The 22,830-nt window shown below is 72.3% G+C and carries 19 protein-coding genes; 10 read left to right on the forward strand and 9 right to left on the reverse strand.

The genetic code is table 11. The features are described 5' to 3' along the window. Positions 1-16 precede the first annotated feature (16 nt). From Actob_RS25635 to Actob_RS25645, 3 genes are all read right to left on the reverse strand, one after another. Positions 17-1,822: an acyclic terpene utilization AtuA family protein gene (locus Actob_RS25635; protein WP_284922385.1), complete on the reverse strand. Its 1,806-nt coding sequence runs from the start codon at positions 1,820-1,822 to the stop codon at positions 17-19. A gap of 147 nt (positions 1,823-1,969) precedes the next feature. Continuing rightward, positions 1,970-2,602 carry a TetR/AcrR family transcriptional regulator gene (locus Actob_RS25640; RefSeq protein ID WP_284914368.1) on the reverse strand — a complete coding sequence of 211 codons (633 nt, stop codon included), beginning with the start codon at positions 2,600-2,602 and terminating at the stop codon, positions 1,970-1,972. Between the two features lie 55 nt (positions 2,603-2,657). Then, positions 2,658-3,389, reverse strand: a complete 732-nt coding sequence (locus tag Actob_RS25645; protein ID WP_284914369.1) for a YqjF family protein — start codon at positions 3,387-3,389, stop codon at positions 2,658-2,660. 277 nt (positions 3,390-3,666) lie between these two features. Here Actob_RS25645 and Actob_RS25650 point away from each other — a divergent pair, with 277 nt between their 5' ends. After that, positions 3,667-4,098: a universal stress protein gene (locus Actob_RS25650; RefSeq protein ID WP_284914370.1), complete on the forward strand. Its 432-nt coding sequence runs from the start codon at positions 3,667-3,669 to the stop codon at positions 4,096-4,098. 192 nt (positions 4,099-4,290) lie between these two features. On the opposite strand, the gene Actob_RS25655 is transcribed toward Actob_RS25650, so the two are convergent. Next, positions 4,291-5,277 carry a phosphotransferase family protein gene (locus tag Actob_RS25655; protein WP_284914371.1) on the reverse strand — a complete coding sequence of 329 codons (987 nt, stop codon included), beginning with the start codon at positions 5,275-5,277 and terminating at the stop codon, positions 4,291-4,293. Positions 5,278-6,214: 937 nt separating this feature from the next. Between Actob_RS25655 and Actob_RS25660 the strand changes: the two genes are divergently transcribed. Further along, positions 6,215-6,895, forward strand: coding sequence for a hemerythrin domain-containing protein (locus Actob_RS25660; RefSeq protein WP_284914372.1), 681 nt, complete (start codon positions 6,215-6,217; stop codon positions 6,893-6,895). 230 nt (positions 6,896-7,125) lie between these two features. On the opposite strand, the gene katG is transcribed toward Actob_RS25660, so the two are convergent. From katG to Actob_RS25680, 4 genes are all read right to left on the reverse strand, one after another. Next, positions 7,126-9,363, reverse strand: a complete 2,238-nt coding sequence (gene katG, locus Actob_RS25665) for a catalase/peroxidase HPI (protein ID WP_284914373.1) — start codon at positions 9,361-9,363, stop codon at positions 7,126-7,128. Further along, positions 9,360-9,791 carry a Fur family transcriptional regulator gene (locus Actob_RS25670; RefSeq protein WP_284914374.1) on the reverse strand — a complete coding sequence of 144 codons (432 nt, stop codon included), beginning with the start codon at positions 9,789-9,791 and terminating at the stop codon, positions 9,360-9,362. The genes katG and Actob_RS25670 overlap by 4 nt, the downstream gene beginning before the upstream one ends. 74 nt (positions 9,792-9,865) lie before the next feature. Continuing rightward, positions 9,866-10,624 carry a DUF899 domain-containing protein gene (locus tag Actob_RS25675; protein ID WP_284914375.1) on the reverse strand — a complete coding sequence of 253 codons (759 nt, stop codon included), beginning with the start codon at positions 10,622-10,624 and terminating at the stop codon, positions 9,866-9,868. Positions 10,625-10,652: 28 nt separating this feature from the next. Then, positions 10,653-11,561: an RNA polymerase subunit sigma-70 gene (locus Actob_RS25680; protein WP_284914376.1), complete on the reverse strand. Its 909-nt coding sequence runs from the start codon at positions 11,559-11,561 to the stop codon at positions 10,653-10,655. A 35-nt stretch (positions 11,562-11,596) separates the two neighbouring features. On the opposite strand from Actob_RS25680, the gene Actob_RS25685 reads away from it, so the two are divergent. The 8 genes from Actob_RS25685 (at position 11,597) to fxsT (ending at position 21,591) form a co-directional block, all read left to right on the forward strand. Then, positions 11,597-12,580, forward strand: a complete 984-nt coding sequence (locus Actob_RS25685; protein WP_284914377.1) for a BtrH N-terminal domain-containing protein — start codon at positions 11,597-11,599, stop codon at positions 12,578-12,580. Between the two features lie 60 nt (positions 12,581-12,640). Continuing rightward, entirely contained in the window at positions 12,641-12,811 is a 171-nt protein-coding gene (locus Actob_RS25690) for a hypothetical protein (RefSeq protein WP_284922552.1), read from the forward strand. After that, a complete protein-coding gene (locus Actob_RS25695; RefSeq protein WP_407653717.1) occupies positions 12,768-14,942 on the forward strand; it encodes an FxsB family cyclophane-forming radical SAM/SPASM peptide maturase in 2,175 nt (724 codons plus the stop codon). Before Actob_RS25690 ends, Actob_RS25695 begins: the two co-directional genes overlap by 44 nt. Before the next feature lie 187 nt (positions 14,943-15,129). Then, entirely contained in the window at positions 15,130-15,531 is a 402-nt protein-coding gene (locus Actob_RS25700; RefSeq protein WP_284914378.1) for a hypothetical protein, read from the forward strand. Positions 15,532-15,601: 70 nt separating this feature from the next. Further along, positions 15,602-16,036 (forward strand): hypothetical protein, encoded by a 435-nt coding sequence (locus Actob_RS25705; RefSeq protein WP_284914379.1) that lies wholly within the window; start codon positions 15,602-15,604, stop codon positions 16,034-16,036. An 82-nt stretch (positions 16,037-16,118) separates the two neighbouring features. Continuing rightward, positions 16,119-16,748, forward strand: coding sequence for a TIR-like protein FxsC (locus Actob_RS25710; protein ID WP_284914380.1), 630 nt, complete (start codon positions 16,119-16,121; stop codon positions 16,746-16,748). Next, positions 16,745-17,737 carry a TIR-like protein FxsC gene (locus Actob_RS25715; protein ID WP_284914381.1) on the forward strand — a complete coding sequence of 331 codons (993 nt, stop codon included), beginning with the start codon at positions 16,745-16,747 and terminating at the stop codon, positions 17,735-17,737. Before Actob_RS25710 ends, Actob_RS25715 begins: the two co-directional genes overlap by 4 nt. Further along, positions 17,737-21,591 (forward strand): FxSxx-COOH system tetratricopeptide repeat protein, encoded by a 3,855-nt coding sequence (gene fxsT / locus Actob_RS25720; protein WP_284914382.1) that lies wholly within the window; start codon positions 17,737-17,739, stop codon positions 21,589-21,591. The genes Actob_RS25715 and fxsT overlap by 1 nt, the downstream gene beginning before the upstream one ends. Positions 21,592-21,839: 248 nt before the next feature. On the opposite strand, the gene Actob_RS25725 is transcribed toward fxsT, so the two are convergent. Further along, positions 21,840-22,760 carry an alpha/beta fold hydrolase gene (locus Actob_RS25725; protein WP_284914383.1) on the reverse strand — a complete coding sequence of 307 codons (921 nt, stop codon included), beginning with the start codon at positions 22,758-22,760 and terminating at the stop codon, positions 21,840-21,842. Positions 22,761-22,830 lie beyond the last annotated feature (70 nt).

Below are 22,830 nucleotides of genomic sequence, written 5' to 3' on the forward strand. Positions count from 1 at the left end.
GCATTCTTTCGGTACGTCATCCGAGCAGTTCCGTGGGTATGTCGGCGGTCCGGGCGCGCAGCCATTCGCCGACCGCCTTGGCCTGGGGGTCGAATCGGGTGGACGCGGCCACCCCGTCACCGAGCAGCCCCTCGATGACGATGTTCAGCGCGGCCAGCCGGGGCAGTCGATGCACTGTCAGGTCGAGCCCGGCCGCCTCCGGGAGCAGCGCCCGCACCCGGTCGGCGTCCAGCCACCCGGCCAGCCATTCATAGGCGTCCCGCCGGTGCGGGTGCTCGGCCGGCACCCAGACTCCGACGTTCGCCGTCCCGCCCTTGTCGCCCGAACGCGCGTACACGAGCCGGCCCAGCGGCACCGCCGTAGTCCCTCGGCTGGCCCGCACGGTGGTATCCGGAGACGGGACACCACCACCAGCACCAGCCGCCGAACCCGAGCTGGACGCCACGGTGGCATCCCCGGGCGGGACACCACCACCAGCACCAGCCGCCGAACCCGAGCTGGCCCTCACGGTGGTGTCCCGGGGCGGGACACCACCATCAGGACCAGCCGCCGAACCCGAGCTGGACGCCACGGTGGTGTCCCGGGGCGGGACACCACCGTCGGGACCAGCCGCCGAAGGTGGGGTGATGTCGAGGCGGGTGCCGTCGGGGAGGACGGCGACGTGCGGCACCTCGGACTGCGGGAGGTAGGCGGCCTCGAAGACGCCGAACGGGGTGGCGGCGCTGGGCGGGGCGGTCACGTGGAAGCCCGGGTAGGAGGCGAGGGCCAGTTCGACGGCGGCGTTGCTGAACGCGCGGCCGACGACCTCCGGGTCCGGGTCCTTGACGTGACAGCGCAGGATCGCGGACGCCTCGGCCTGGGTGGCCGGGTCGGGACGGTCGGTGCGGGCCAGGTCCCAGGTCAGCTCGGCGGGCCGGGTGGTCAGGGCCGCTGCGAGCTGCCGCCGGACCCAGGCCGCCTTCTGCTCGATGTCGAGTCCGGTGAGGACGAACGAGACGGAGTTGCGGTACCCGCCCAGCCGGTTGATCCCCACCTTGGTGGTGCTGGGCGGGGCCGCACCGCGTACGCCGAAGATCTTGACCTGGTCCGGAGCGTCCTGGACCAGGTGGACGGTGTCGAGGCGGGCGGTGACGTCGGGGTGGAGATAGCCCGGCGAGTCGATCTCGTAGACGAGCTGGGCGGTGACCGTGTCGACGGTGACGGCGCCACCGTGGGCGGGGTGCTTGGTGATCCGGACCGTGCCGTCCGCGTCGATCTCGGCGATCGGGAAGCCCAGTGGGCGGCTCAGGTCGAGCCGGGTGAAGCCGCTGAAGTTGCCGCCGGTGGCCTGCGTGCCGCACTCCAGTACGTGGCCGGCGACCACCCCGGCGGCGAGTTCGTCGAGGTCGTCGCGGGTCCAGCCGAACTCGGCGAGGGCCGGTCCGAGGGTGAGCGAGGCGTCGGTGACCCGGCCGGTGACGACGATGTCGGCGCCGGCGCGGAGGGCTTCGGCGATGCCGAAGGCGCCGAGGTACGCGTTGGCCGTGATCGCCCCCGGCCAGGCGAGCTGGTCGCCCTCGACGTGGGCGACGGTGAGGTCGGGGGCGAGGGCGCGGATCGCCCGGGCCAGGGCGGCCGGGTTGAGCCCACCGGCGTTGCTGACGATCCGGACATCGCTCGACCTGATCGTGTCGAGGCAGTCGGCGACCTGGTGCCGGAACGTCTTGGCGTAGCCCAGATCCGGGTCCTTCTGGCGATCCCGGCCCAGGATGAGCATGGTCAGCTCGGCCAGGTAGTCACCGGTCAGATAGTCGAGCGGGCCGCCGTCGAGCATCTCGCGCATGGCCGAGAGCCGGTCGCCGTAGAAACCGGAGCAGTTGCCGACGCGGATCGTTCGCACGCCGCTCTCCCCACTCGCCCGGCCGCCGGCTCGATGCCCTCGCCGGCGGCACATGTGATGGGGGCCACGTTAGGCAATCTGACAAAATTGTCAAGGACGGCCGCGCAGGCCGATCGCCGCGGCCCACAGCTTCGACATGTGGTTGACCACCTCGTCCTCGTCGAGCGGCTCGCGCAGCGAGTAGATGACGTGCGCCATCTGCTCGACCATGGCGCCCAGCACGATCGCGGTCAGCCGGGGGTCGAGCTCCGGGTCGGCCAGGCCCGCCTCCTGCAGGCGGCGCAGGCCCTCGGCGCCCCGCCGCACGTAGAGCTCGCGGACCTCCAGGAGCAGCCGCCGCAGCGTGTCGTCGGAGTCGGCACCCTGCTCGACCAGGCGCAACACCCGGGAGGCGGTGCGCCAGGCCCGCAGGTAGCCCCGGTTCGACTCGACGATCCGGGTGTACGGATCGTCGGCGGTCGCCGGACCCACCAGGCTCTCGGTGAACATCTCCTCGGCGACCGTCCGGACGATCAGGCGCAGCAGATCGTCCTTGGACTCGAAGTAGGTGTAGAACGTCCCGTAGGAGACCCCGGCAGCCTGCGCCACCTGCTCCGGCGTGAAAGCCGGCCAGCCCCGGGTCTCCAGCAGCCGCCGGCCGGCCGCCAGCAGCGCGTCCCGCGTCCGGCGCCCACGGGCGGTGACCGGCGCGGTCGGCGCGGGGTTGGTGCGTGATCGGCCCATGGCGACCATCATCGCTCCCCATCGAGGGCCGGCGCTCCGTACCGCGGTCACGCCGTCATCGAGGGGCGAACGGGCCGAAGACCACCGGGACACCCGGCGAGTAGAGGACGCTTACCGGCGGCGTGTCGATGCCCGGCAGGCAGGCGGCCGCCAGCAGGGAGTCGTCGAGGTCGAGCAGCTCGGCCCGGTGCAACGGCCAGCGCGGGTGGTCGTTGGCCAGGTGCCGGGTCCGGCCCCAGGCGCGGGTGTGCAGACCCCACCGCGCCGTCAGGAAATGCTCCAGCGGCGTCGGCTCGGCGATCGGCTCACCGACCCGGATCCGGATCCGGGTGGCCGCGCCGCGCGGGCCGGGCCAGCGACGCCGGGAGACGTAGGCGAGTTCGTCACCCCGGCGGGTCAGTCGCATCCGGGCCCACATGTACGGCAGGCGCAGACCCGCCCGCGCGACCAGCACCGGGACCAGCCGTTCCGCCTCCAGCGACCGGAACACCACCGCCCGCCGGCCCTCGGCGTCGACGCTGTAGAGCCGGACGTTCGTCTCGCAGAACGTGCCCAGATACGGAACGGCGGGTCCGCCCAGGAACCCGATCCGCTCCATCCGGAACCCGATCAGCCCGGCATAGGTCACGCCGTCGAGCACGTCCGGCACCGTGCCCGGCGGCAGCAGCGGCGCGACCCGCTCCGGGTCCACCGGCCAGTGCAGGAAGGCCAGGTCGGTCCAGCGCTGCCCGAGCACGGCCCGGGCCACCGGCCGCACCGTCTCCGTGGTGATCTCCTCGACGCTCACCCTTCCAGGATCACACCTGGTCGGAAGCGGGCCCGGACCGCCCGGGCCGGCCGGAAGCGGCTCGGCCGGGCCGGGCGACGTCGCCACGAACGGGCCTTTCGGCCCCTACAAGCCGGGCTGTGGTCGGCGGAAGATGGCAATGGGGCGGATTCGTACCGCTTCCCATCGGTCGAGAAACCGTGGGGTGATCACTGTGCGTAGCACGATCTCCGGTAACCAGCTCGATTGTCTTGCCGCGGCGGTCAGCCTCCGGCTGCCGCCAGGGGCGAGACGGGCGATGCGGACAGACGCCTTCCATGGCGCGGTCGACATCATCGGTACGGCGGATCGCCCCGGTCACGTCGTCGCGGCGGCCATCGCCGACGACGACGCCCGGCACACCGTGCTGGAGTACGCCGCCGAGCGGGCCCGCGACCTGGGCCTGCCGCTGCGCGTGGTGCACGTCTGGGACGGCCACCGGAGATATCCCGACCTGCTGCTGGACGCCGCCCTCTACGACGACCTGGACGCTACCACGGCGGCGGGCGCCGAGCGGGAGATCTGCCACGACCGGCATCCCGCGCACGCGCTGTCCGCGGTGAGCCGGGACGCCGCGCTGATGGTGGTGGCGGCGACCGGCGACCCGGGAGCGTCACATCCGCTGGGCGCGACGACGGCCGGATTGATCGGGCACACCGCCTGCCCCCTGACGATTGTGCTGCCCACCTGATCGCGACGGACCGGACGGCCCGCTTCCCCGCGAAGCGGGCCGGCACCGGTCGACAGCCGATCCAGCCCGGGGCGGCCCACCGGGTCCGGCGGGCCGCTCCGGGACGACGGTGGCCACGACGCACCTGATCGCCAGCGGTTGATCACCGCTCCTGGCGGCAACGTAGAACCCGGCGACGGCACGACGAACGATTCAGCGCGGCGCGCGATCAAACAGGGCCATTGTCTCGGCCAGGCGCTCGCGGGCCCAGTCGTAGTTCCCGGTGCCGGGGAAGTTCCGGTACGCCGTCTCGATCGTCATGATCAGCGCGAGGTAGAGGCAGTACAGCCGACGCCGGACGCGCTCGCCGTCGGTGGCCGGGCCGCGGCCGTACCCGCTGATGAACGCGCTGGAGTCCCCGTACGCCGGCACCTCGCTGCCGGTGAACCCGGCCTCGATCAGCGGGTCCCCGAAGAACGCCCGCTCGTGATCGATGATCGCGACGATCCGCCCGTCCCGGACCATCACGTTGTTGTCCCACATGTCCCATTCGACGAACCGGGGCTCGGTCACCTCGTCCAGGCTGCCCGCGTGGTCGGCGATCACCTGGCGCACCGCGGCGTAGTCGTGGCCGAGGTCCACGCCGCGGCGCTCGCCGTCGTCGAGCACCCCGCCGATCATGCGCAGGAAGGCGGCTCGCCAGGTCGGGTCGCCGGGGCCGGCGAGCGGGCCGAAGTGGTCGCCGCGGATGCCGTTCAGCTCGCGGTTGAGCGCGCCGAGTGCCTCGTCGAAGGCGGCCCGTTCGGCGGGCGTCCGCACGCCGCGCAGCATGCCGAGGTTGTCGGCGTCGACGTACTCCATGAAGAAGTAGTCGGCGTCGCACAGCTCACGGCTGGTGTCGGCGAAGTGCACCGCCGGCACCGGCACGCCGGTCCGGCTCCGGATCAGCTCCAGGGCGGCCAGCTCGGTCGCCATCGCCCCGCGCTCGTAGGTCATCACCTCGACGGCCGGCGGGGGCGCGATCTTGAGAACCACCTCCCGGCCGGAGCGCAGCCGGATCCGGTACGCCACGTTGAACCAGCCATGCGCCAGCTCGTGGATCGCGCCGTCCTCGGCGGGCACCTCGGCCGGGCCGTACGCGCGCTCGACCATCGCCCGCAGCTTGGCCGGCGACTGCCGGTTCTTCGTGATGCTCTCCATAGTGGTCCCCCTCGGCGTGAGAGCGCTCTCCACCCGGCAGCCAAGGTAACAGGGCTCAGGTGCGCCGCCGGAGGGCCGCGCCGGCTGACCGGCGCACCGGACGGCCTCCGGACATCGGCGGCGCCCGGCGTTGACCGTGATCACGATCAGGATGCCGAGCCACTCGTGCGGACGTAGCCGCTCGCCGAGCAGGACCCCCGGCCCGGCGTCGCCTACCGCACGCTCCGCCACGCCCCCGATCCCGGTCCGGCTCGCCTGGTGGCGCGACAACCCGCTTGGACGATCTGATCACCCTTGGCGAGGGGTTTATCGGAAACAAATCCATTTTGTACGCCTGGGGCTCCGACAACCGCAGCAGCCCCGTCCCGTGACTAAGCGCGCGGTGGTCCCGGGGCCGGGCCGCGAGGCCGTGCCGGGCTGAGCTCGCGAGGCCCGCTCGCCGGCCGGGCCGCGAGGCCGTGCCGGGCTGAGCTCGCGAGGCCCGCTCGCCGGCCGGGCCGCGAGGCCGTGCCGGGCTGAGCTCGCGAGGCCCGCTCGCCGGCCGGGCCGCGACGCGCGCCCCGGCCGGCGGCGCAGGTGCGGCACGGCCGGGTCGGAGCGCGAGCCGGTCTGAGTGCGAGCCGGGTCAGAGCGGGAGCCGGGGCGTGGGCGAGAACCGGGGCGTGGCTCGGGCGGGCAGTCACGGGACGGGCTGTGGGCGTACCGGAAATCGGGGACAGCGGGCCTCGCGCGGGTCGGCGGACCTGGACGTCGAGCGGTCCGGCGCGGTGCGGGAGCCGGCCGGCGCACTGGCCGACTGGGTGGATCTTGTATCGCTGTGGCGGATGGCCGGGCGCGGTGCCGGGTGGGAGGCTTCTGCGCCGACCGATGACCCGCACGAAGGTCGACCGATGACCCACATGAGGGTCGACCGATGACACGCACGAGGAGAGTGGCAGTGGCGCAGAGCCGCGAACGTCCGGACACCAACGAGATGGTGATCGTGCATCGGGTGTACCGGCGCGAGTTGCGCCTGCTGCCGCCCCTGGTCCTCGGCGTGGCGGCCGGCGATCGGGCCCGGGCCCGCGAGCTGGCCGAGCACTGCCGTTTCCTGACCACCGCGCTGCACCATCACCACAGCGACGAGGACGCGCTGCTCTGGCCGTGGCTCACCGGCGCGGCCGAGGTCAGCGCCGAGGTGACCGAGCGGATGCAGCGTCAGCACGACCGGGCCGCCGCGCTGCTGACCGAGGTCGAGCAGCTGGCCCCGCGCTGGGCCGCCGACGCCGACCCGGCCGTGCGCCACGAGCTGGCGCAGGCTCTCACCGCGCTGCACGCCGTGCTGGTCGAGCACCTGGACGACGAGGAGGCGAACCTGCTTCCCCTGGTCACCGAGTACATCACCGTGGCGCAGTGGAGCGAGCTGAGCCGCCGGGGCCGGCGCAGCATGCCGATGCGTCAGGGCTTCGTCTTTCTCGGCCTGATGCTGCAGGACGCCTCGCCGGCGGAGCGGGCGGGCATCCTCGCCCAGATGCCGGCGCCGGTCCGCTTCCTCTTCGCGCGGATGGGGCTGCCCGCCTACCGGCGCTACGTCAACCGCATCCACCACACTGTGCCCGGGTGGGTGCTGAGCAGCTGAGGCCAGCCGGTCAGCGGCCAGACGCGGGGGCCGGGGCGTCGCGGGCCAGGTAGATCCGGGACCAGTGGCCGGGGAACTGGTGACTGTTCCAGGTGACATGGTCGTAGAGCGACATCAGCTCGTGCTCGCCGCCGTGGCGGTGTCCCGGCGCCGAGCGTGAACCGTACCCCGGGGGACCGTGGACCGGCGACGAGCCCGGCCGCGGTGGCCGGGCTCGTCGACGACACGGATCAGGCGAGGTCGAAGCGGTCCAGCTCCATGACCTTGACCCACGCCGTGACGAAGTCCTTGACGAACTTCTCACGGGCGTCGGTGCTCGCGTAGACCTCGGCCAGGGCCCGCAGCTGCGAGTTGGAACCGAAGATCAGGTCGACCGCGGTGGCGGTGTACTTGACCTGGTCGGTGGCGAGGTCACGGATCTCGTAGACGTGCTCCCGCTGACCCGACGCCTGCCACCGGGTGCCCGGGGAGAGCAGGTTGGTGAAGAAGTCGTTGGTCAGCACGCCCGGCTTGTCGGTGAGCACGCCGAGGTCGCTGCCGCCGACGTTGTTGCCGAGCACGCGCAGGCCACCGAGCAGGACGGTCATCTGCGGCGCGGTCAGGTTCAGCATGTACGCCCGGTCGACCAGGAGCACTTCCGGCTGGGTCTTCTCGCCCGGCCGCAGGTAGTTGCGGAAGCCGTCGGCGCGCGGCTCGAGGACCGCGAACGACTCGACGTCGGTCTGCTCCTGGGTCGCGTCGGTGCGGCCCGGGCGGAACGGCACGGTCACCTCGACGCCGCCGTCCCGGGCCGCCTTCTCCACCGCCGCGGAGCCGGCCAGCACGATCAGGTCGGCGAGCGAGATCTTGGCGGTGCCGGACGCGTTGAACTCCTGCTGGATCGACTCGAGCTTGGCGATCACGTCGCCGACGCCCTGGTTGACCTCCCAGCCGCGCTGCGGCTCCAGCCGGATCCGGGCGCCGTTGGCGCCACCGCGCTTGTCGGTCGACCGGTAGCTGGCGGCCGACGCCCACGCGGCCTGGACCAGCTGCGAGGTGGTCAGGCCGGAGGAGAGCACCTTCTCCTTGAGCGCGGCGATCTCGGCGTCGCCGACCAGCGGGTGGTCGACCGCGGGTACCGGGTCCTGCCACAGCTGCGCCTCCGGCACCCACGGGCCGAGGAAGCGGGAGACCGGGCCCATGTCACGGTGCAGCAGCTTGTACCAGGCCTTGGCGAAGGCCAGGGCGAACTCGTCGGGGTGCTCCAGGAACCGGCGGGAGATCTTCTCGTACGCCGGGTCGACGCGCAGCGACAGGTCGGTCGTCAGCATCGTCGGGCGGTGCTTCTTCGCCGGGTCGAACGGGTCCGGGATGATTTCGTCGGTGGTCTTGGCGACCCACTGCTTCGCGCCGGCCGGGCTGGTGGTCAGCTCCCACTCGTACCCGAAGAGGATCTCGAAGAAGCGGTTGCTCCACTGGGTCGGCTTGTCGGTCCAGGTGACCTCGAGGCCGCTGGTGATGGTGTCGCCGGCCTTGCCGCTGCCGTGCGTGCTCAGCCAGCCCAGGCCCTGCGCCTCGATCGGCGCGCCCTCCGGCTCCGGGCCGACGTGCGCGTCGGCCGGGGCGGCGCCGTGCGTCTTGCCGAACGTGTGACCGCCGGCGATGAGGGCGACGGTCTCCTCGTCGTTCATCGCCATCCGGGCGAACGTCTCGCGGATGAAGTGGGCCGCGGCGGCCGGGTCGGCGTTACCGCCTGGGCCCTCCGGGTTGACGTAGATCAGGCCCATCTCGGTGGCGCCGACGCCCTCGATCATCGTCTTCTCGGACTCGTAACGCCCGGCCAGCCAGGTGTCCTCGGGTCCCCAGAAGATCTCCTCGGGCTCCCAGACGTCCTCCCGGCCGAAACCGAAGCCGAAGGTCTTGAAGCCCATCGACTCCAGGGCCACGTTGCCGGCCAGCACCAGCAGGTCGGCCCAGGAGATGCGCTGGCCGTACTTCTGCTTGACCGGCCAGAGCAGGCGGCGGGCCTTGTCCAGGTTCGCGTTGTCCGGCCAGCTGTTGAGCGGGGCGAAGCGCTGACCGCCGTCACCGGCGCCGCCACGGCCGTCCTGGATCCGGTACGTGCCGGCGGCGTGCCAGCTCATCCGGATCATCAGGCCGCCGTAGTGCCCGAAGTCGGCCGGCCACCAGTCCTGCGAGGTGGTCAGCACCTCGGTGATGTCACGCTTGAGCGCCTCGACGTCGAGCGTCGCGAACTCCTTGGCGTAGCTGAAGTCCGGCGCCAGCGGGCTGACCTTGGACGAGTGGGAGTGCAGCACCGACAGGTCGAGCTGGTTCGGCCACCAGTCGCGATTGGTGTGCGGGCGCTTGGACGCCTTCGGGGTCGGCGAGTCGATAGCCGGGTTCTCGCTCTCGCTGCCTTGCGCGGTCGCCGAGTCGTGTGCCACCGGACAACCACCGGTCGCCTTGGGGTCTTGGATGTCGCTCATGAGATTCCTTCCGGACGGGTCACGCAGTCGGGGCAGGTGCCCCAATAGACGACTTCCGCCTCGTCGATCACGAACCCGTGGTCGTGCGAGGCGGTGAGGCAGGGGGCGTGGCCGACCGCGCAGTCGACGTCGGCGATCGCGCCGCAGGAGCGGCACACGACGTGGTGGTGGTTGTCCCTCACCCGCAGTTCGTAGCGGGCGGTCGCACCGGCGGGCTGGATGCGGCGCACCAGCCCACTGCTGGTGAGCGCACGCAGCACATCGTAAACCGCCTGGTGGGACACCGTGGGGTGATCAGCGCGCACCAGCGCGATCACCCCGTCGGTGTCGACGTGCGGGTGATCGCGCAGCGCGGTGAGCACCGCCAGACGCGGTCGGGTCACGCGCAACGAGACCGCCCGAAGCTGCGCCTCGAAGTCGGCCGTCATGCCGAAGACCTTAGACCCGCTTTCTGGAATCGATCAAGTTTCCGCGTGCTTTTGTGGTGTGTCGCTTCTGACGCTCAGTCGAAGTTCGGCACCGCACCCCGGGACGCGCCGGACCGCCCCTTCGGTTCCTCCCAGTCCTCCTGCCGGCCGAGCGCCGTCATGTCCAGGAACCCGTACGAGCCGCCGGTCTGCTCGGTGCCGCGGGCGAACGTCGAATACGTGTGGAACACCTCGTCGCCGACCCGCAGGAAGCAGCTCATCCCGGGCTGCTCCATCGGCATGCCGGCCGGGTCGAGCAGCCAGTCCTGCCCGGCCGCGCGCAGCTCGTCAGCGGTGCGGTAGTTGAACTCGACGGGGGTCACCGACGCGTCGATGGTGACGTGGAAGTCGTAGTTGAAGTCCGAGCCGAAGGACGAGTGCAGCGGGATCGACCAGCCGCGCTTGGCCCGGTACGCCTGCAGCTTGGCGAGCGGGGCACGGGCGATCACGGCGTACGACGTCTCGCGCGCCGCCAGGTGCCGCAGCAACCCGTCGTTGACCTCGTCGAGCGCCGCCGTGCAGCTGCCGCAGCCGTCCGCCCAGTCCGGGTGGAACATGAAGTGCTGCACGATCAGCTGACGGCGCCCGCCGAACAGCTCGGCCAGGGTGCGCGGGCCGTCCGGCCCGTCGAAGGTGTACTGCTTCTCGATCCGTACGATCGGCAGCTCACGGCGCCGGGTGTTCAGCGCGTCCTTCGCCCGGACCGCTTCCTTCTCGGCGGTCAGCAGCGCGCGTCGGGCGGCCGTCCACTCGTCGCGGGACACGATCGGCGGGAGGTTGTTTGTCGTCGTCATACCCGTTGGACGTCGGCGGCGGCCGGAATCATACGGTCGGCAGGCCGAAAACCGGGAAGAGGCGAACGTCCAGGAACGTGTGCAGCCCGGCGATCCGGTCGCCGCGCACCTCGATCAGCTGGATCGCCCAGGGCCGCCAGCGGTCCCCGTGCCGGCGGTAGTGGCCGTGGCCGGGCATCGCGTTCCCGGTGATCGGCAGCAGCCGGGAGTCGCGGCACTCGTGGCCCGGGCCGAGCAGGAACCGGCCGATCTCGCCGGCGCCTCGGATCCAGGCGGCGATCGGCGGCATGGTCTGCACCGCGTCGTCGTGCAGCAGCGTGACGAGAGCGTCCACGTCGTACCGCTGGAAGGCGTCGGCGTAGCGGGCGACCAGGGCTTGCTCGTCACCGCTCACCGCGCTCCCGGTGGCGGCCCGGGCGGCCAGGGTGGCCCGGGCCCGCAGCAGCATCGCGTTGACAGCGCCGGTGCTGGCGTCGAGCAGCGCCGCGACCTCGGCGGCCGGCCAGGCGAGCACGTCGCGCAGGATCAGCACCGCCCGCTGCCGGGCGGGCAGGTGCTGCAGCGCGGCGACGAAGGCCAGCCGGATCGTGTCCCGGTCGGCGACCACGTCGCCCGGGTCGGTGGGCAGCGGGGTCAGCCACAGCTGGCCGGCCGGCTCGGCCGGGGAGAAGGCCTCGACCGGCGAGGCCGGTCCGAGATCGATCGGGACCGCGCGGCGACCGCGCTCGCGCAACAGGTCGAGGCAGACGTTCGTCGCGATCCGATAGATCCAGGTCCGCAACGTGGAGCGGCCCTCGAAGCTGCCGGCCCGGCGCCACGCCCGCAGCATCGTCTCCTGTGCCGCGTCGTCGGCCTCGAACGCCGACCCGAGCATGCGGTAGCAATACCGGACCAGCTCGGGACGCAGCTCGGCGAGGTGGTCGGCCACCGCGGTCATCCGCCGATCCTATCCGGACCGCTATCGTGGCCCGTGTGATCGTCGACGGGGTGGACTTCCCTGGTGGCCGGCACTGCGAGACGACAGCGCTCGGGGCGCTGCTGGGCCACGCGGGGCTGGTGCTCTCCGAGCCCATGCTGTTCGGGCTCGGCGAGGGGCTCGGCTTCGTCTACTGGGACGCCAAGAACATGGACTTCCCGTTCCTCGGCGGCCGGTCCAAGCCGATGGAGATCACCCGGACCGTCGCCGCCCGGCTCGGCCTGGACCTGCGGGTCGCCGAGACCTCCTCGGCCGGCCGGGCCTGGCGCCAGGTGGCCGACGCGCTCGACGCCGGCCGTCCGGTCGGCCTGCAACTGGACTGCTATCACCTGGACTACTTCACCACGAAAGTCCACTTCGGCGGGCACGTGGTCGCCATGTACGGCTACGACGACACCGTGGCCCACCTGATCGACACCGCCCAGCAGGGCGGCGCGGTCACCACCTCGCTGGCGAGTCTGGAGCTGGCCCGGGCCGAGCGGGGCCCGATGACCGCCCGGCGGCTCTCCTTCACCGTCGGCGCCCCGGCCGGCCCGCCCGACCTGGCCGCCGCGATCCGCACGGCGATCCGGCAGAACGCGCGGACCTTCCTCGACCCGCCGATCGCCAACCTCGGCCACCGCGGCATCGCGAAGACGTCGGCGCAGGTCAAGAAGTGGCTCGACCGGTCCACCGACCCGGCCCGTGACCTGCCGCTGGCAGCCGCCCTGATGGAGCGCGGCGGCACCGGCGGCAGCCTGTTCCGGGCCATGTACCGCGACTTCCTCGCCGAGGCCGCCACCCTGGTCGACGACGACAACCTGCGCCACGGCCAGCGGCTCTATGCCGAGATCGCGCCACTCTGGAGCGAGGTCGCGGCGCACCTCACCACCGCCGGCGAGACGGCCGACCCGGCGTACCTGGCGGAGGCCGCGAAGATCCTCGCCGACCTGGCGATCCGGGAACGCGAGGCCATGGAGACGCTGGCCCGGATCCGCTGACAACGGGTCGACGGGCTTCTATTGTTGGGCTGTCGTCGCCAAGTCCGCTGGGGGCAGCACGTGGATCTCATCGAGGATCGTCGCCGGGACCTTCCACCGTGGGAGGACCTCCGTCGCACGCCGCTGGGCAGCATCGATCCCGCGCGCGCCGCCCGGGTGGCCGAGGGCGAGAGGCGGGAGGAGGCGGATCACGGCCGGATCGACGCGGCGCTCTTCGGCTCCTCCATCTAGCCCGATCAGCCAATACGTTCTGAAGATCGCCAGTCGCTGCGACCTGAAATGCGACTACTGCTACGTCTACGAGCACGCCGACCAGGGCTGGCGCCGGCAACCGTCGTTGATGGACCCGGCCGTGGTGCGCACGGTGGCCCGGCGGATCGCCGACCACGCGGAACGGCACCGGCTGCCCGCGGTCCGGGTGGTGCTGCACGGCGGGGAGCCGCTGCTGGCCGGGGCGGCCCGGCTCGACGAGATCGCCACCGAGTTGCACGGGACCATCGGCCCGCGGCTCGACCTGCGCATGCAGACCAACGGGGTGCTGCTCACCGAGGAGATCTGCGCGGTGCTCCGCGCGCACCGGATCCGGGTGGGCGTGTCGCTGGACGGCGACGTGACGGCGCACGACAGGCATCGCCGTTTCGCGCACGGCGCCGGCAGTCATCGGCACGTCCGGCGGGCATTGGCGCTGCTGCGTGCCGACGAGAACCGGGACTGCTACGCCGGGCTGCTGTGCACCGTCGATCTGCGCAACGATCCAATAGCCGTCTACCGGGCCCTGCTGGCGGAGAGCCCGCCACGGATCGACTTCTTGCTGCCCCACGCGACCTGGGAGACGCCGCCGCCGGCCGGCCCGACGTCGTACGGGAGATGGTTGTCGGCGATCTTCGCGGTCTGGACCGAGGACGGCCGGCGGGTGCCGATCCGCCTGTTCGACGCGCTGCTGGCGCCGGGCGAGGCCCGGACCGAGGCGGTCGGCCTGGGCCCGGCCGACCTCGTGGTGATCGAGACGGACGGCTCCTACGAGCAGGTCGACTCACTCAAGGTGACCTATGACGGAGCGGCAGCGACCGGCCTGGACGTCTTCACGGCGACGGTCAACGAGGTGGCCGCCCACCCGATGATCGCGATGCGGCAGACCGGGCTCGCCGGGCTGAGCGCCACCTGCCGGGCCTGCCCGGTGGTCGACCGCTGCGGCGGTGGCCAGTTCACGCACCGTTTCCGCAGTTCCAACGGGTTCGACAACCCGTCGGTCTACTGCGCCGACCTGCAGGAGCTGATCGGCTTCATCGTTGACCGGGACGGGCTGGCCGGCTGGGTGCGGGACGAGCTGGCGAGCGGGGCGGGCGGCGCGGCGGCGGTAGGGCAGCTGCCGCCGATCCACGAGGCGATCACCCGGGCCCGGGTCGTCACACTGGGTAGCGGCGGGGCGGACGGCTGGGCGGAACTGGTCGCGCTGGACGAGGCGGCGCCGGACGCCGTCCGGGAGGTGCTCACCCATCCGTTCGTGCGGCGCGGCGATGTCGCGTACCTCAAGAATGTCGCGGTGTCGGCCGCGATCCGCGCCGGAGCCGAGATCGAACTGGCCGTCGAGAGCCGCGACGGCCTGCTCTTCCTGCCGACTCTCGGCGCGCTGCGCCGGCCGGGCACCGGCACGGTCCGCACGTTCGCCGGCGGCTTCCGGGCCGGCGACGTGACGGTCCGCCTGGCCGAGCCGCCGCCCGCGTGGCTACCGACGCGCCGGCTGGCGATCGGCTTCGGCATCGAGGTGGTGCTGGAGGACAGCGATCCGCTGCGCGGCAGCGGGCTGGCCCTGGCCGGGCGGCTCGACGACGCCGCGGCGGCGGCCTGGCAGCAACGGCTCGAAGGCGCGCTGGCCGGCCTGAACGCCGACGCGCCGGACTACCTGCCGGGGATCGCCGCCGCCCTGCGCGCGATCGTGCCGCTCGCCCCGGACGGCACCGGCAAGCAGCGGGCCGGCTCGGCGCGCACCGCGTTCGGCGCGGTGGCCGCCACCCCGGAGGAGCCGGACGCGCTCGCGCTGCTGCTGGTCCACGAGGTGCAGCACCTCAAGCTCGGCGCGATCCTGGACGTCTGCCCGCTGTTCGACCCGCGCGACCCGACCCGGATCGCGGTCCGGTGGCGCGCCGACCCGCGCCCGGTCGAGGGCGTGTTGCAGGGCAGCTACGCGTTCCTGGCGGTCGCCGACGTGTGGCGGCGGCGCGGCGACGGCGGCCGCTACGCGGAGATCCGTGGCTGGCTGGATGCGGCGCTCGACGCGCTGCTCGCCGGCTCGTTCCTGACCCCGGCCGGCGTCCGGTTCGTCACCGGCATGCGCGCCACAGTGGATGACTGGTCCATTTGATCTCGTCCGGACTTAACAATCGTTAATTGCGTCCGAATAGTAACTCGAACAACTGTGACAGTGTGCACATCATCCAGTGTGGAATGAATGATATGGTCCCTCTCGCCGGACGGTGACGACCTCTTCCGCCCGGCTTCCACAAATGCCACGGGAGGACCCTCGTGGCCGTTCGCAAAGGAATCATCACATGTTCAAAATCGCTCAGGCCGGTATCGCTGCCGGCGTGGCGGCGGCCGTGCTCGCTCCGGGTGCCGCCCAGGCGGCGACCGCCCGCGACACCACCGCACTGCTGGGTACGTACGGTTTCGGCCGCGCCCAGGTGATCGGTGAGGCCGGCGTGGCCGCCGGCGTGTGGCGCTCCTTCTCGGTCCGCACCGGCTTCGCCGGCGACGATCTGACCGTCACCTACCAGCGCCGATTCACCCCCTCCCCGGTGGAGAGGCAGGTGTACACCGCCGCCTTCGACGCGGTCGCGGACGCGCAGGCCGAGTGCCTCGGTGTCGGCGCGGACGGCGTGGCCCGCAAGGTGTGGGTGTCGTTCCGCTGCCAGACCGGCTTCGTGCCGAGCTACACCCTGTACGTGCGCTGACGCGTCTCGCACGAACCTTTTCCCGGCGCTTCCGCCGCATTTCCGCATACCTTTTTCCAGGAGTACATAAATGAATAAGATCGCCATTGGTGCGCTCGGCGCCCTGGCCGGTGCCGGTAGCGTCCTCGCGATGACCTCGCCGGCCGCGGCGGCCGGTAACACGATCGACCTGGCCGCGGGTGGCGCCACCGCATACGGCAGCTACAACCTCATGATGAGCATTCCCGAGCGGCCGGTTCCGCCGATCAAGGTCGACGGCACGCTGGCCATGAACCAGCGCGGTCAGTGCGCCGTCGTGCAGATCGCCGGCAATGGCCCGGCCGACGGCATCGAGTGGCGCACCCTCACCAGCCTGTGCCACCCGGGCAAGACCAACTTCGCGGCCACCTCCGGCTACCTGTGGGGTGGCTTCCAGCCGGAGCTGCGGTTGTGCGTCGGCGCCACGGTCAAGCGCGCCGAGCGGGGCCACGACTGCGACGTCCACGTGCCCACCGCGGACAGCTGAGCCCGGGCCGGCCATCCACACCACTGTGGATGGCCGGCAACGGCTATGGTGGATCTCCACCGTGACCGTGGGGAGGCGGAGCGTGACGTCGGCCCGCGAACCGGTCTTCTTCATCAGCTACGCACACCGGCCGCGCCGCCGCCGGCGGCCGGAGAACGAGATCGACCCGGTCGAGGAGTTCTACGCGGCGCTGTCCGAGCACATCTACGAGCTGGTCGGGCTGCGGGTCGGCGCCGCCGCCGGGTTCATGGACACCGACATGGACGGCGGCCAGCGCTGGTCGGCCGAGCTGGCCTACGCCATCGGCCACTGCCAGGTGCTGGTCCCGCTGCTCTCGCCGAACTATCTGACCAGCGAATGGTGCGCCAAGGAGTGGCGGGCGTTCCAGCGGCGGCCGCACCGCTCGATCCCGGGCACGCACCCGACGCCGGGCTCGCTGCCGGTGATCCCGGTGCGCTGGGCGCCCGTCGACGTGTCGAGCCTGCCCGCGGAGATGCGCGCGGTGCAGGTCTTCAAACCGGCGAAAGTGCCCGCGCAGATGGCACAGTCGTATGAGGACGAGGGTCTCTACGGCCTGTTGCAGACGGGCGAGCAGGGCCGGGAGGCGTACACAACGGTGGTGTGGCGGCTGGCGCAGCGGATCGCGCTTGCCTACGGCACCCACCATGTCGAACCAGACGAGGACGTCGACTTCGGGGAGGGCGCCCCGTGATCTTCTTCGTGAGTCACGCGCACGCGGTCCGGGTGGCCGGGCTCGCGCGGCCGGACTCCGATCCGTGGGTGAGCCGGTTCTTCGGCGATCTGGCCGCCGCGGTCGGCGAGGACGGTTTCTACGACGGGCTGCTCGACCCGGCCCAAGATCGAAAACAGCAGCTCGGCGCGGCGCTCGGCACCGCCCAGGTGTTCGTCCCGCTGTACTCGCCGCAGTACTTCGGCAACTCGTGGGCGACAGCGGAGCTGGCCTCGTTCCGGCATCGGCTGCGCCGGCTCGGACCGGCGGAGGCGGCCCGGCACGTCGTCCCGGTGGTGTGGACCCCGCTGCCGCCGTGGGAGCACCGCCCCGAGGTCGACGAGGCCTTCACCGTCGTCGGCAAGAACACCGACTACGCCGAGAACGGGCTGCGGGCCCTCTGCATGCTCAGCCTCTACCGCGCCTCCTACCAGACGCTGGTCAGCGCGTTCGCCGAACGGATCGCCCGGGTGGTCCGGGATTCGCCGCTGCGGCCGTCGGCGCCCGGGCCGCTGGATCCGCGGCCGGTCGACACCGGCGAGCCGGCGCTGGTGGTCTCGCTGCTGGGTGTCGCGCCGGAGGTCGGCGACCGGCTGATCGAGGTGGCCGAGCGGCTCGGCGTGCCGGCCCGGATCCTCCCCCTCGACCAGTCCGCGCGCCGGCCCTGCGTGCTGCTGCTCGACGCCGCGACCAGCCCGGAGACGGTCCGCGACACGGTCGCCGGGCTGCCCCGCTGGGTGATCCCGGTGGTGCTCGCGAGCGCCTCGGCGCCGACCCGGGCGATCACCGGTATCCTGCGATCCGCCGGGCTGCCGCAGGTCAGCCCGCTGCGGGCGACGGGCGAGTTCGACCGGAACGCTCCGCTGCTGGTCACCGAGGCCCGCAAGCAATATCTACGGTACGGCCCGGTGGTCACCGCGCCCGGCGGACCCCGGCCCAGCCTGCGCCGGAACAACGACTCGCGGGGGTAATGGTGGATCGCGAAGGCCGGATCGTCACGTTCTACTCGTACAAGGGTGGGACCGGACGGACCATGGCACTGGCCAACGTGGCCTGGATCCTGGCCGCCAACGGCCACCGGGTGCTCGCCGCCGACTGGGACCTGGAGTCGCCGGGCCTGCACCGGTTCTTCGCCCCGTTCACCACGCCCGAGCAGGTGGCCACCACCCGCGGCGTGATCGGGCTGATCACCGAGTACCAGTGGGCGACGCTGCCGCGGGACGAGGGCGGCAACGGCGTACCGGCCGCCGACCGTCCGGACGACTGGTACCGGGAGTACGCCCGCGCCGAACGCTACGCCTTCTCGATCAACTGGACGTTCCCCGGCGGCGGCTCGCTGGACCTGCTGCTGGCCGGGCACTCCAGCCTGGAGTACGAGGCGAGCCTGGCCGGGCTGAACTGGGAGGACTTCTACAACCGGCTGGGCGGTTCGCTGTTCTTCGACGCGCTGCGCGAGGACATGAAGAGCCGCTACGACTACACGCTGCTCGACTCGCGGACCGGCCTGAGCGACGTGGCCGACATCTGCACGATCCACCTGCCCGACGTGATCGTCGACTGCTTCACGCTCAGCGACCAGGGCATCGACGGCGGCGCGTCGGTGGCCGCGCAGATCCGCACCTACGACGACGAGCGCACCCGGCGGATCCTGCCGGTGCCGATGCGGGTCGATCACGGCGAGCAGTCCAAGGCGGACGCCGGGCGGGCGCTGGCCAAACACCGGTTCGCGCGGCTGCCCGCCGGGATGACCGAGGACGAGAGGCGCAATTACTGGTACGAGGTGGAGGTCCCGTACCGGACGTACTACGCGTACGAGGAGACCCTGGCCACCTTCGGTGACGAACCCGGTAATCCGGCCAGCCTGCTCTCCTCGTACGAGCGGCTGACCGGCTACCTCACCGACGGCCGGGTCACCAGGCTGCCGCAGCTCGACCCGGCGCTGCGCCGGCAGGTGGTGTCCCGCTTCGAGCGCAAACCGGCCCTGATCGAGGAGACCCTGGTGCTCCGGTACGCCGCCGAGGACCAGGTCTGGGCCGAATGGGTGCTGGCGGTGTACTCGGCCGCCCGGCTGCGGGTGCTCGACGGCGGCGCGTTCCCGCCCGACCCGGGCGCCCGGGAGGTGGTGCTCTACTCCGACGACTACCGGGGCACCGGCGACCGGTCCGCGGTGGCGCTCTGCGTCGGCGACACCACCCCGGCGCACGACGAGTTCGAGGCCTGGGACTCACTGCGGGGGCACTCCGCCACGTCGGCGATCGAGCGGACGCTGCGGCTGGTCGGCGCGGACCAGCGGGGTGCCGGCGACTGGCAGGCGACCCTGCCGCGCTTCCCCGGCGAACTGCCCGAGGTGCTCAAGGCGCCGGTCAAGAATCCCCGCTTCACCGGCCGGGACCGGGAGCTGCGCCGGGTCCGGGAGGCGCTGAAACGCTCGGCCGGCACCCCGGTGGCGCTGGTCGGCGGCGCCGGCGTCGGCAAGTCGCAGCTGGCCATCGAGTACGCGCACCGGTTCCAGGGCGCCTACGACGTGATCTGGTGGGTGCCGTCCGACCCGCCGCAGTTCGTCGACACGATCATCGCCGACCTGGGCGCCGAGCTGAACTACCCGCGCCGGGCCACCGTCGGCGACAGCGCCGGCCTGGTGGTGCGCCGGCTCAGCCGGGGCGGCACCCGGGAGGGCACCCCGCTGCGCTGGCTGCTGATCTTCGACAACGCCGACCGGTACGCCGAGATCGAGAAGTACCTGCCACGCGGCAGCGGCCACCTGCTCGTCACCAGCCGCAACGCCGAGTGGGGCGATGTCGCGCACGTGCTCCCGGTGGACGCGTTCACCCGCGCCGAGAGCATCCAGCACCTGCGGTTCCGGGTCGGCGAGCAGGCGCTCAGCCGCGGCGACGCGGACCGGATCGCCGAGGCGGTCGGTGACCTGCCGATCCTGATCGTGCTGGCGGCCGCCTGGCTGCACGACACCGGGCGCTCCCCCGAGGCGTACCTGGCCGGCCTGGAGAGCCTCGGCACGGTCCGGCACGACGCCACCGCCGTGTGGGACGTCATCCTGGAACGGCTGCACACCACCTCGCCGGGCGCCTACCGGCTGCTGCAGCTGGCCTCGATGCTGCAACCGGAGATCTCGCTCGGGCTGCTCTACAGCGAGGAGGTGGCCCGGGTCATCGCCCGGCACGACCCGGAGGTGGCGCGGCAGCTCGCCGACCGGATGACCGAGCACGACATCACCTCCGCGCTGATGCAGCCGATCAACCGGCTGTCACTGGTCAAACTGGAACCGGAGCACCAGCGGGTCACCGTGCACCGGCTGTTGCAGAGCGCGCTGCGCGACCGGATGACCCCGGACCAGCTCGCCGAGGTGCGGCACTCGGTGCATCGGGTACTGGCCAAGGCCCGCCCGGCCGGCGAGGTGGAGGATCCGGCGCTGTGGGAGAGGTTCCGGCTGCTCTGGGGTCACCTGGACGGGTCCCGGCCGGAGGAGTGCCCGGACGACGACGTACGCCAGCTGGTGATCGACCGGGTCCGCTACATCTACCTGGTCGGCAGCTTCGAGCAGGGCCTGGACTACGCGGTCCGCGCCGACCAGGCCTGGTCCGAGCGGCTCGCCGCGCTGCCGGAGGACGACCCGGACCGGCACCCGCTGCTGGTCCGGCTGCTGCACCTGCGCTTCCACCGGGGCAACCTGCTGCGCAGCCTCGGCGAGTTCGAGCAGGCCCGCGACCTGGACCGGGAGACCCTGCGAGCGCAGGAGCGGCTGATCGGGGAGAACCACCCGTACACCCTGTTCACCGCGGGCAGTTACGGCGCCGACCTGCGGGCGCTCGGCGAGTACCAGGAGGCCCTCGACCGCGACCTGCGCACCCACGGGCTGTCGGCGGACCGCTTCGGCGAGGACAACCGGCGCACCCTGGCCTTCGCCAACAACCTGGGCACCTCCTACCGGCTGACCGGCGATTTCCAGCGCGCCCTGGAGATGGACCGGACCACCCAGCAGCGGATGGCCCAGGTGCTCGGCGAGGACCACCCACGCACCCTGCTGGCCGGCAACAATCTCGGCCGTGACCTGCGCGAAGCCGGCTCATACCACGAATCGGCGGACCGGCTGCGGGATGTCCGGCTCGGCTTCGAGAAACTTTACGGCCAGCACTCCCGCGACGCCCTGGCCGTGCAGGCCAACCTGGCGGTGTCGCTGCGCTGCGCCGGCCACCTCGACGAGGCCCGCGAGTTGCTCGACGAATCCTACGAGCGGCTCACCACGATCCTCGGCCCGGACGGCGCGGAAACCCTGCTGACCCGGCTGAGCCGGGCCGCGAACATGCTGCTCACCGACGATTTCGCGACGGCCCGGGCCGAGTTCGAGAAAACCGAGGACCTGCTGGTACGCCGGTTCGGCTCGGACCGGCATCCGTACGTCCTGATCGGCCGGGTCAACCTGGCCGTGGCGCTGGGCGAGGCCGGCGCTGTCGAGCTGGCCCTGCCGATCGCGGCGGCCACCGTGGCGGCACTGCGCGTCACGCTCGGCGCGGACCACCCGTCGACGATGGCGGCGGAGAACAACCTCGCGGTCTTCCAGATCGAGTCGGGCGACCGGGAGCCCGGCCGGGAGTTGCTGGCCGCGACGGTGGACCGGATGGTGCCCCGGCTCGGTGAGTCGCACCCGGACACCGCCCTGACCCAGGCCAACCTGGCCCTGGTCGGCGGCACCGACCACCTGCCGGCCCTGCACCGCCTGGCCGAGCGGGTCGGCTCCGACCACCCGACGGTCCGTTCCCTGCAGCGCCGCCGCCTCGTCTACCGCATCCTGGACCCGCACACCTACTGACCTGGAGCGGCTCGGCGGGATCCGGCACGGTCTACCGTGGTCTCGTGAGTGATCTCGAGGAGCTGCTGGCCGTGGTGGGGCGGACATCGCCGAGTTCACCGCGGTCGACGGGACCGGCGTGGTGCTCGGCGTCGCGTCCTACCGCCCGCTCACCGAGCTCGACCGTCGCGACGGTTTCCCGGACGAGTCCTTCTGGACGGACCTGCCCTGACCGGGGACCGGCCGACGCGCGGGGACGCCGGCGGCGGTCAGGGGGTGGCGAGGCTCGGGATCGGGGTGCGGCCGGCCAGCCAGCGCAGCGTGCGCGGCAGCTCGGGCATGGCGTCGAAGTGGGCGGCGCCGGGGCGGACGTCCAGCTCGGCGGTGCCGATCTGCCGGGCCAGGTACTCCGAGTGGACGGCGGGGGCGAAGGTATCCTCTCCCCCGTGCCAGACCCGGACCGGGGCGACGATGGCGCGCAGGTCGACCTTCCAGTCCCGGCGCAGGGCCAGGAGGTCGTCGATCCAGCCGTACGGCCCGTTCTTGATCGCGTCGCGATAGGACAGGCGGAGCTGGCGGCGCAGGGCGGCGTCGCTGACCACCCGCTGGTCGGCGATGGTCATCTGCTCGGCCAGCAGGCCGAGCAGATGATCCGGGTCGGTGCGGATGCCGGAGGCGCGGCGGCGGATCTCCGACTCCAGCTCCACCGGGTCGGTGAGGACGCGGCCCATCTGCTCGCGGTTGTCCTCGTTCATCCCGTCGAACCAGCCGGGGGCGCCGGCCGGGGCGAGGCTGACCAGGACCGCGACCCGGGTGATGCGGTCGCGCAGCTCCGGGTCGGCGGCACAGGCCAGGGCGTGCGGCCCGCCACCGGACCGGCCGACCACGGCGAAGCGCTCCAGGGCCAGCTCGCCGGCGATGGCGCGGACGTCCTGGGCGGCGTGCGCCACGTCGCGGCCCTGGACGCGCTCGGAGTCGCCGTAGCCGGGACGGTCGTAAGTGATCAGGCGGATGCCGAGGCGGTGCAGGACGATGCCGCGCGGGCGAGGGCCGAGCCGGCTGCCGGGGGTGCCGTGCAGCAGGACGACGGGGAAGCCGTGCGCCGGCCCGAGGGTCTCGAAGGCGATCCGCCGGCCGTCCGCGGGACGGGTCACGAACCGGGGCACAGACGCGGCGTCGGCCACCGTCACCCGCCTTCCCTCGGTCTCGACGACCTATGAGCCGGCGACCGGGGCCGCCGCTGACGACGTCTGAGCCTAG

The organism is Actinoplanes oblitus (assembly GCF_030252345.1).
Taxonomy (GTDB): domain Bacteria; phylum Actinomycetota; class Actinomycetes; order Mycobacteriales; family Micromonosporaceae; genus Actinoplanes; species Actinoplanes oblitus.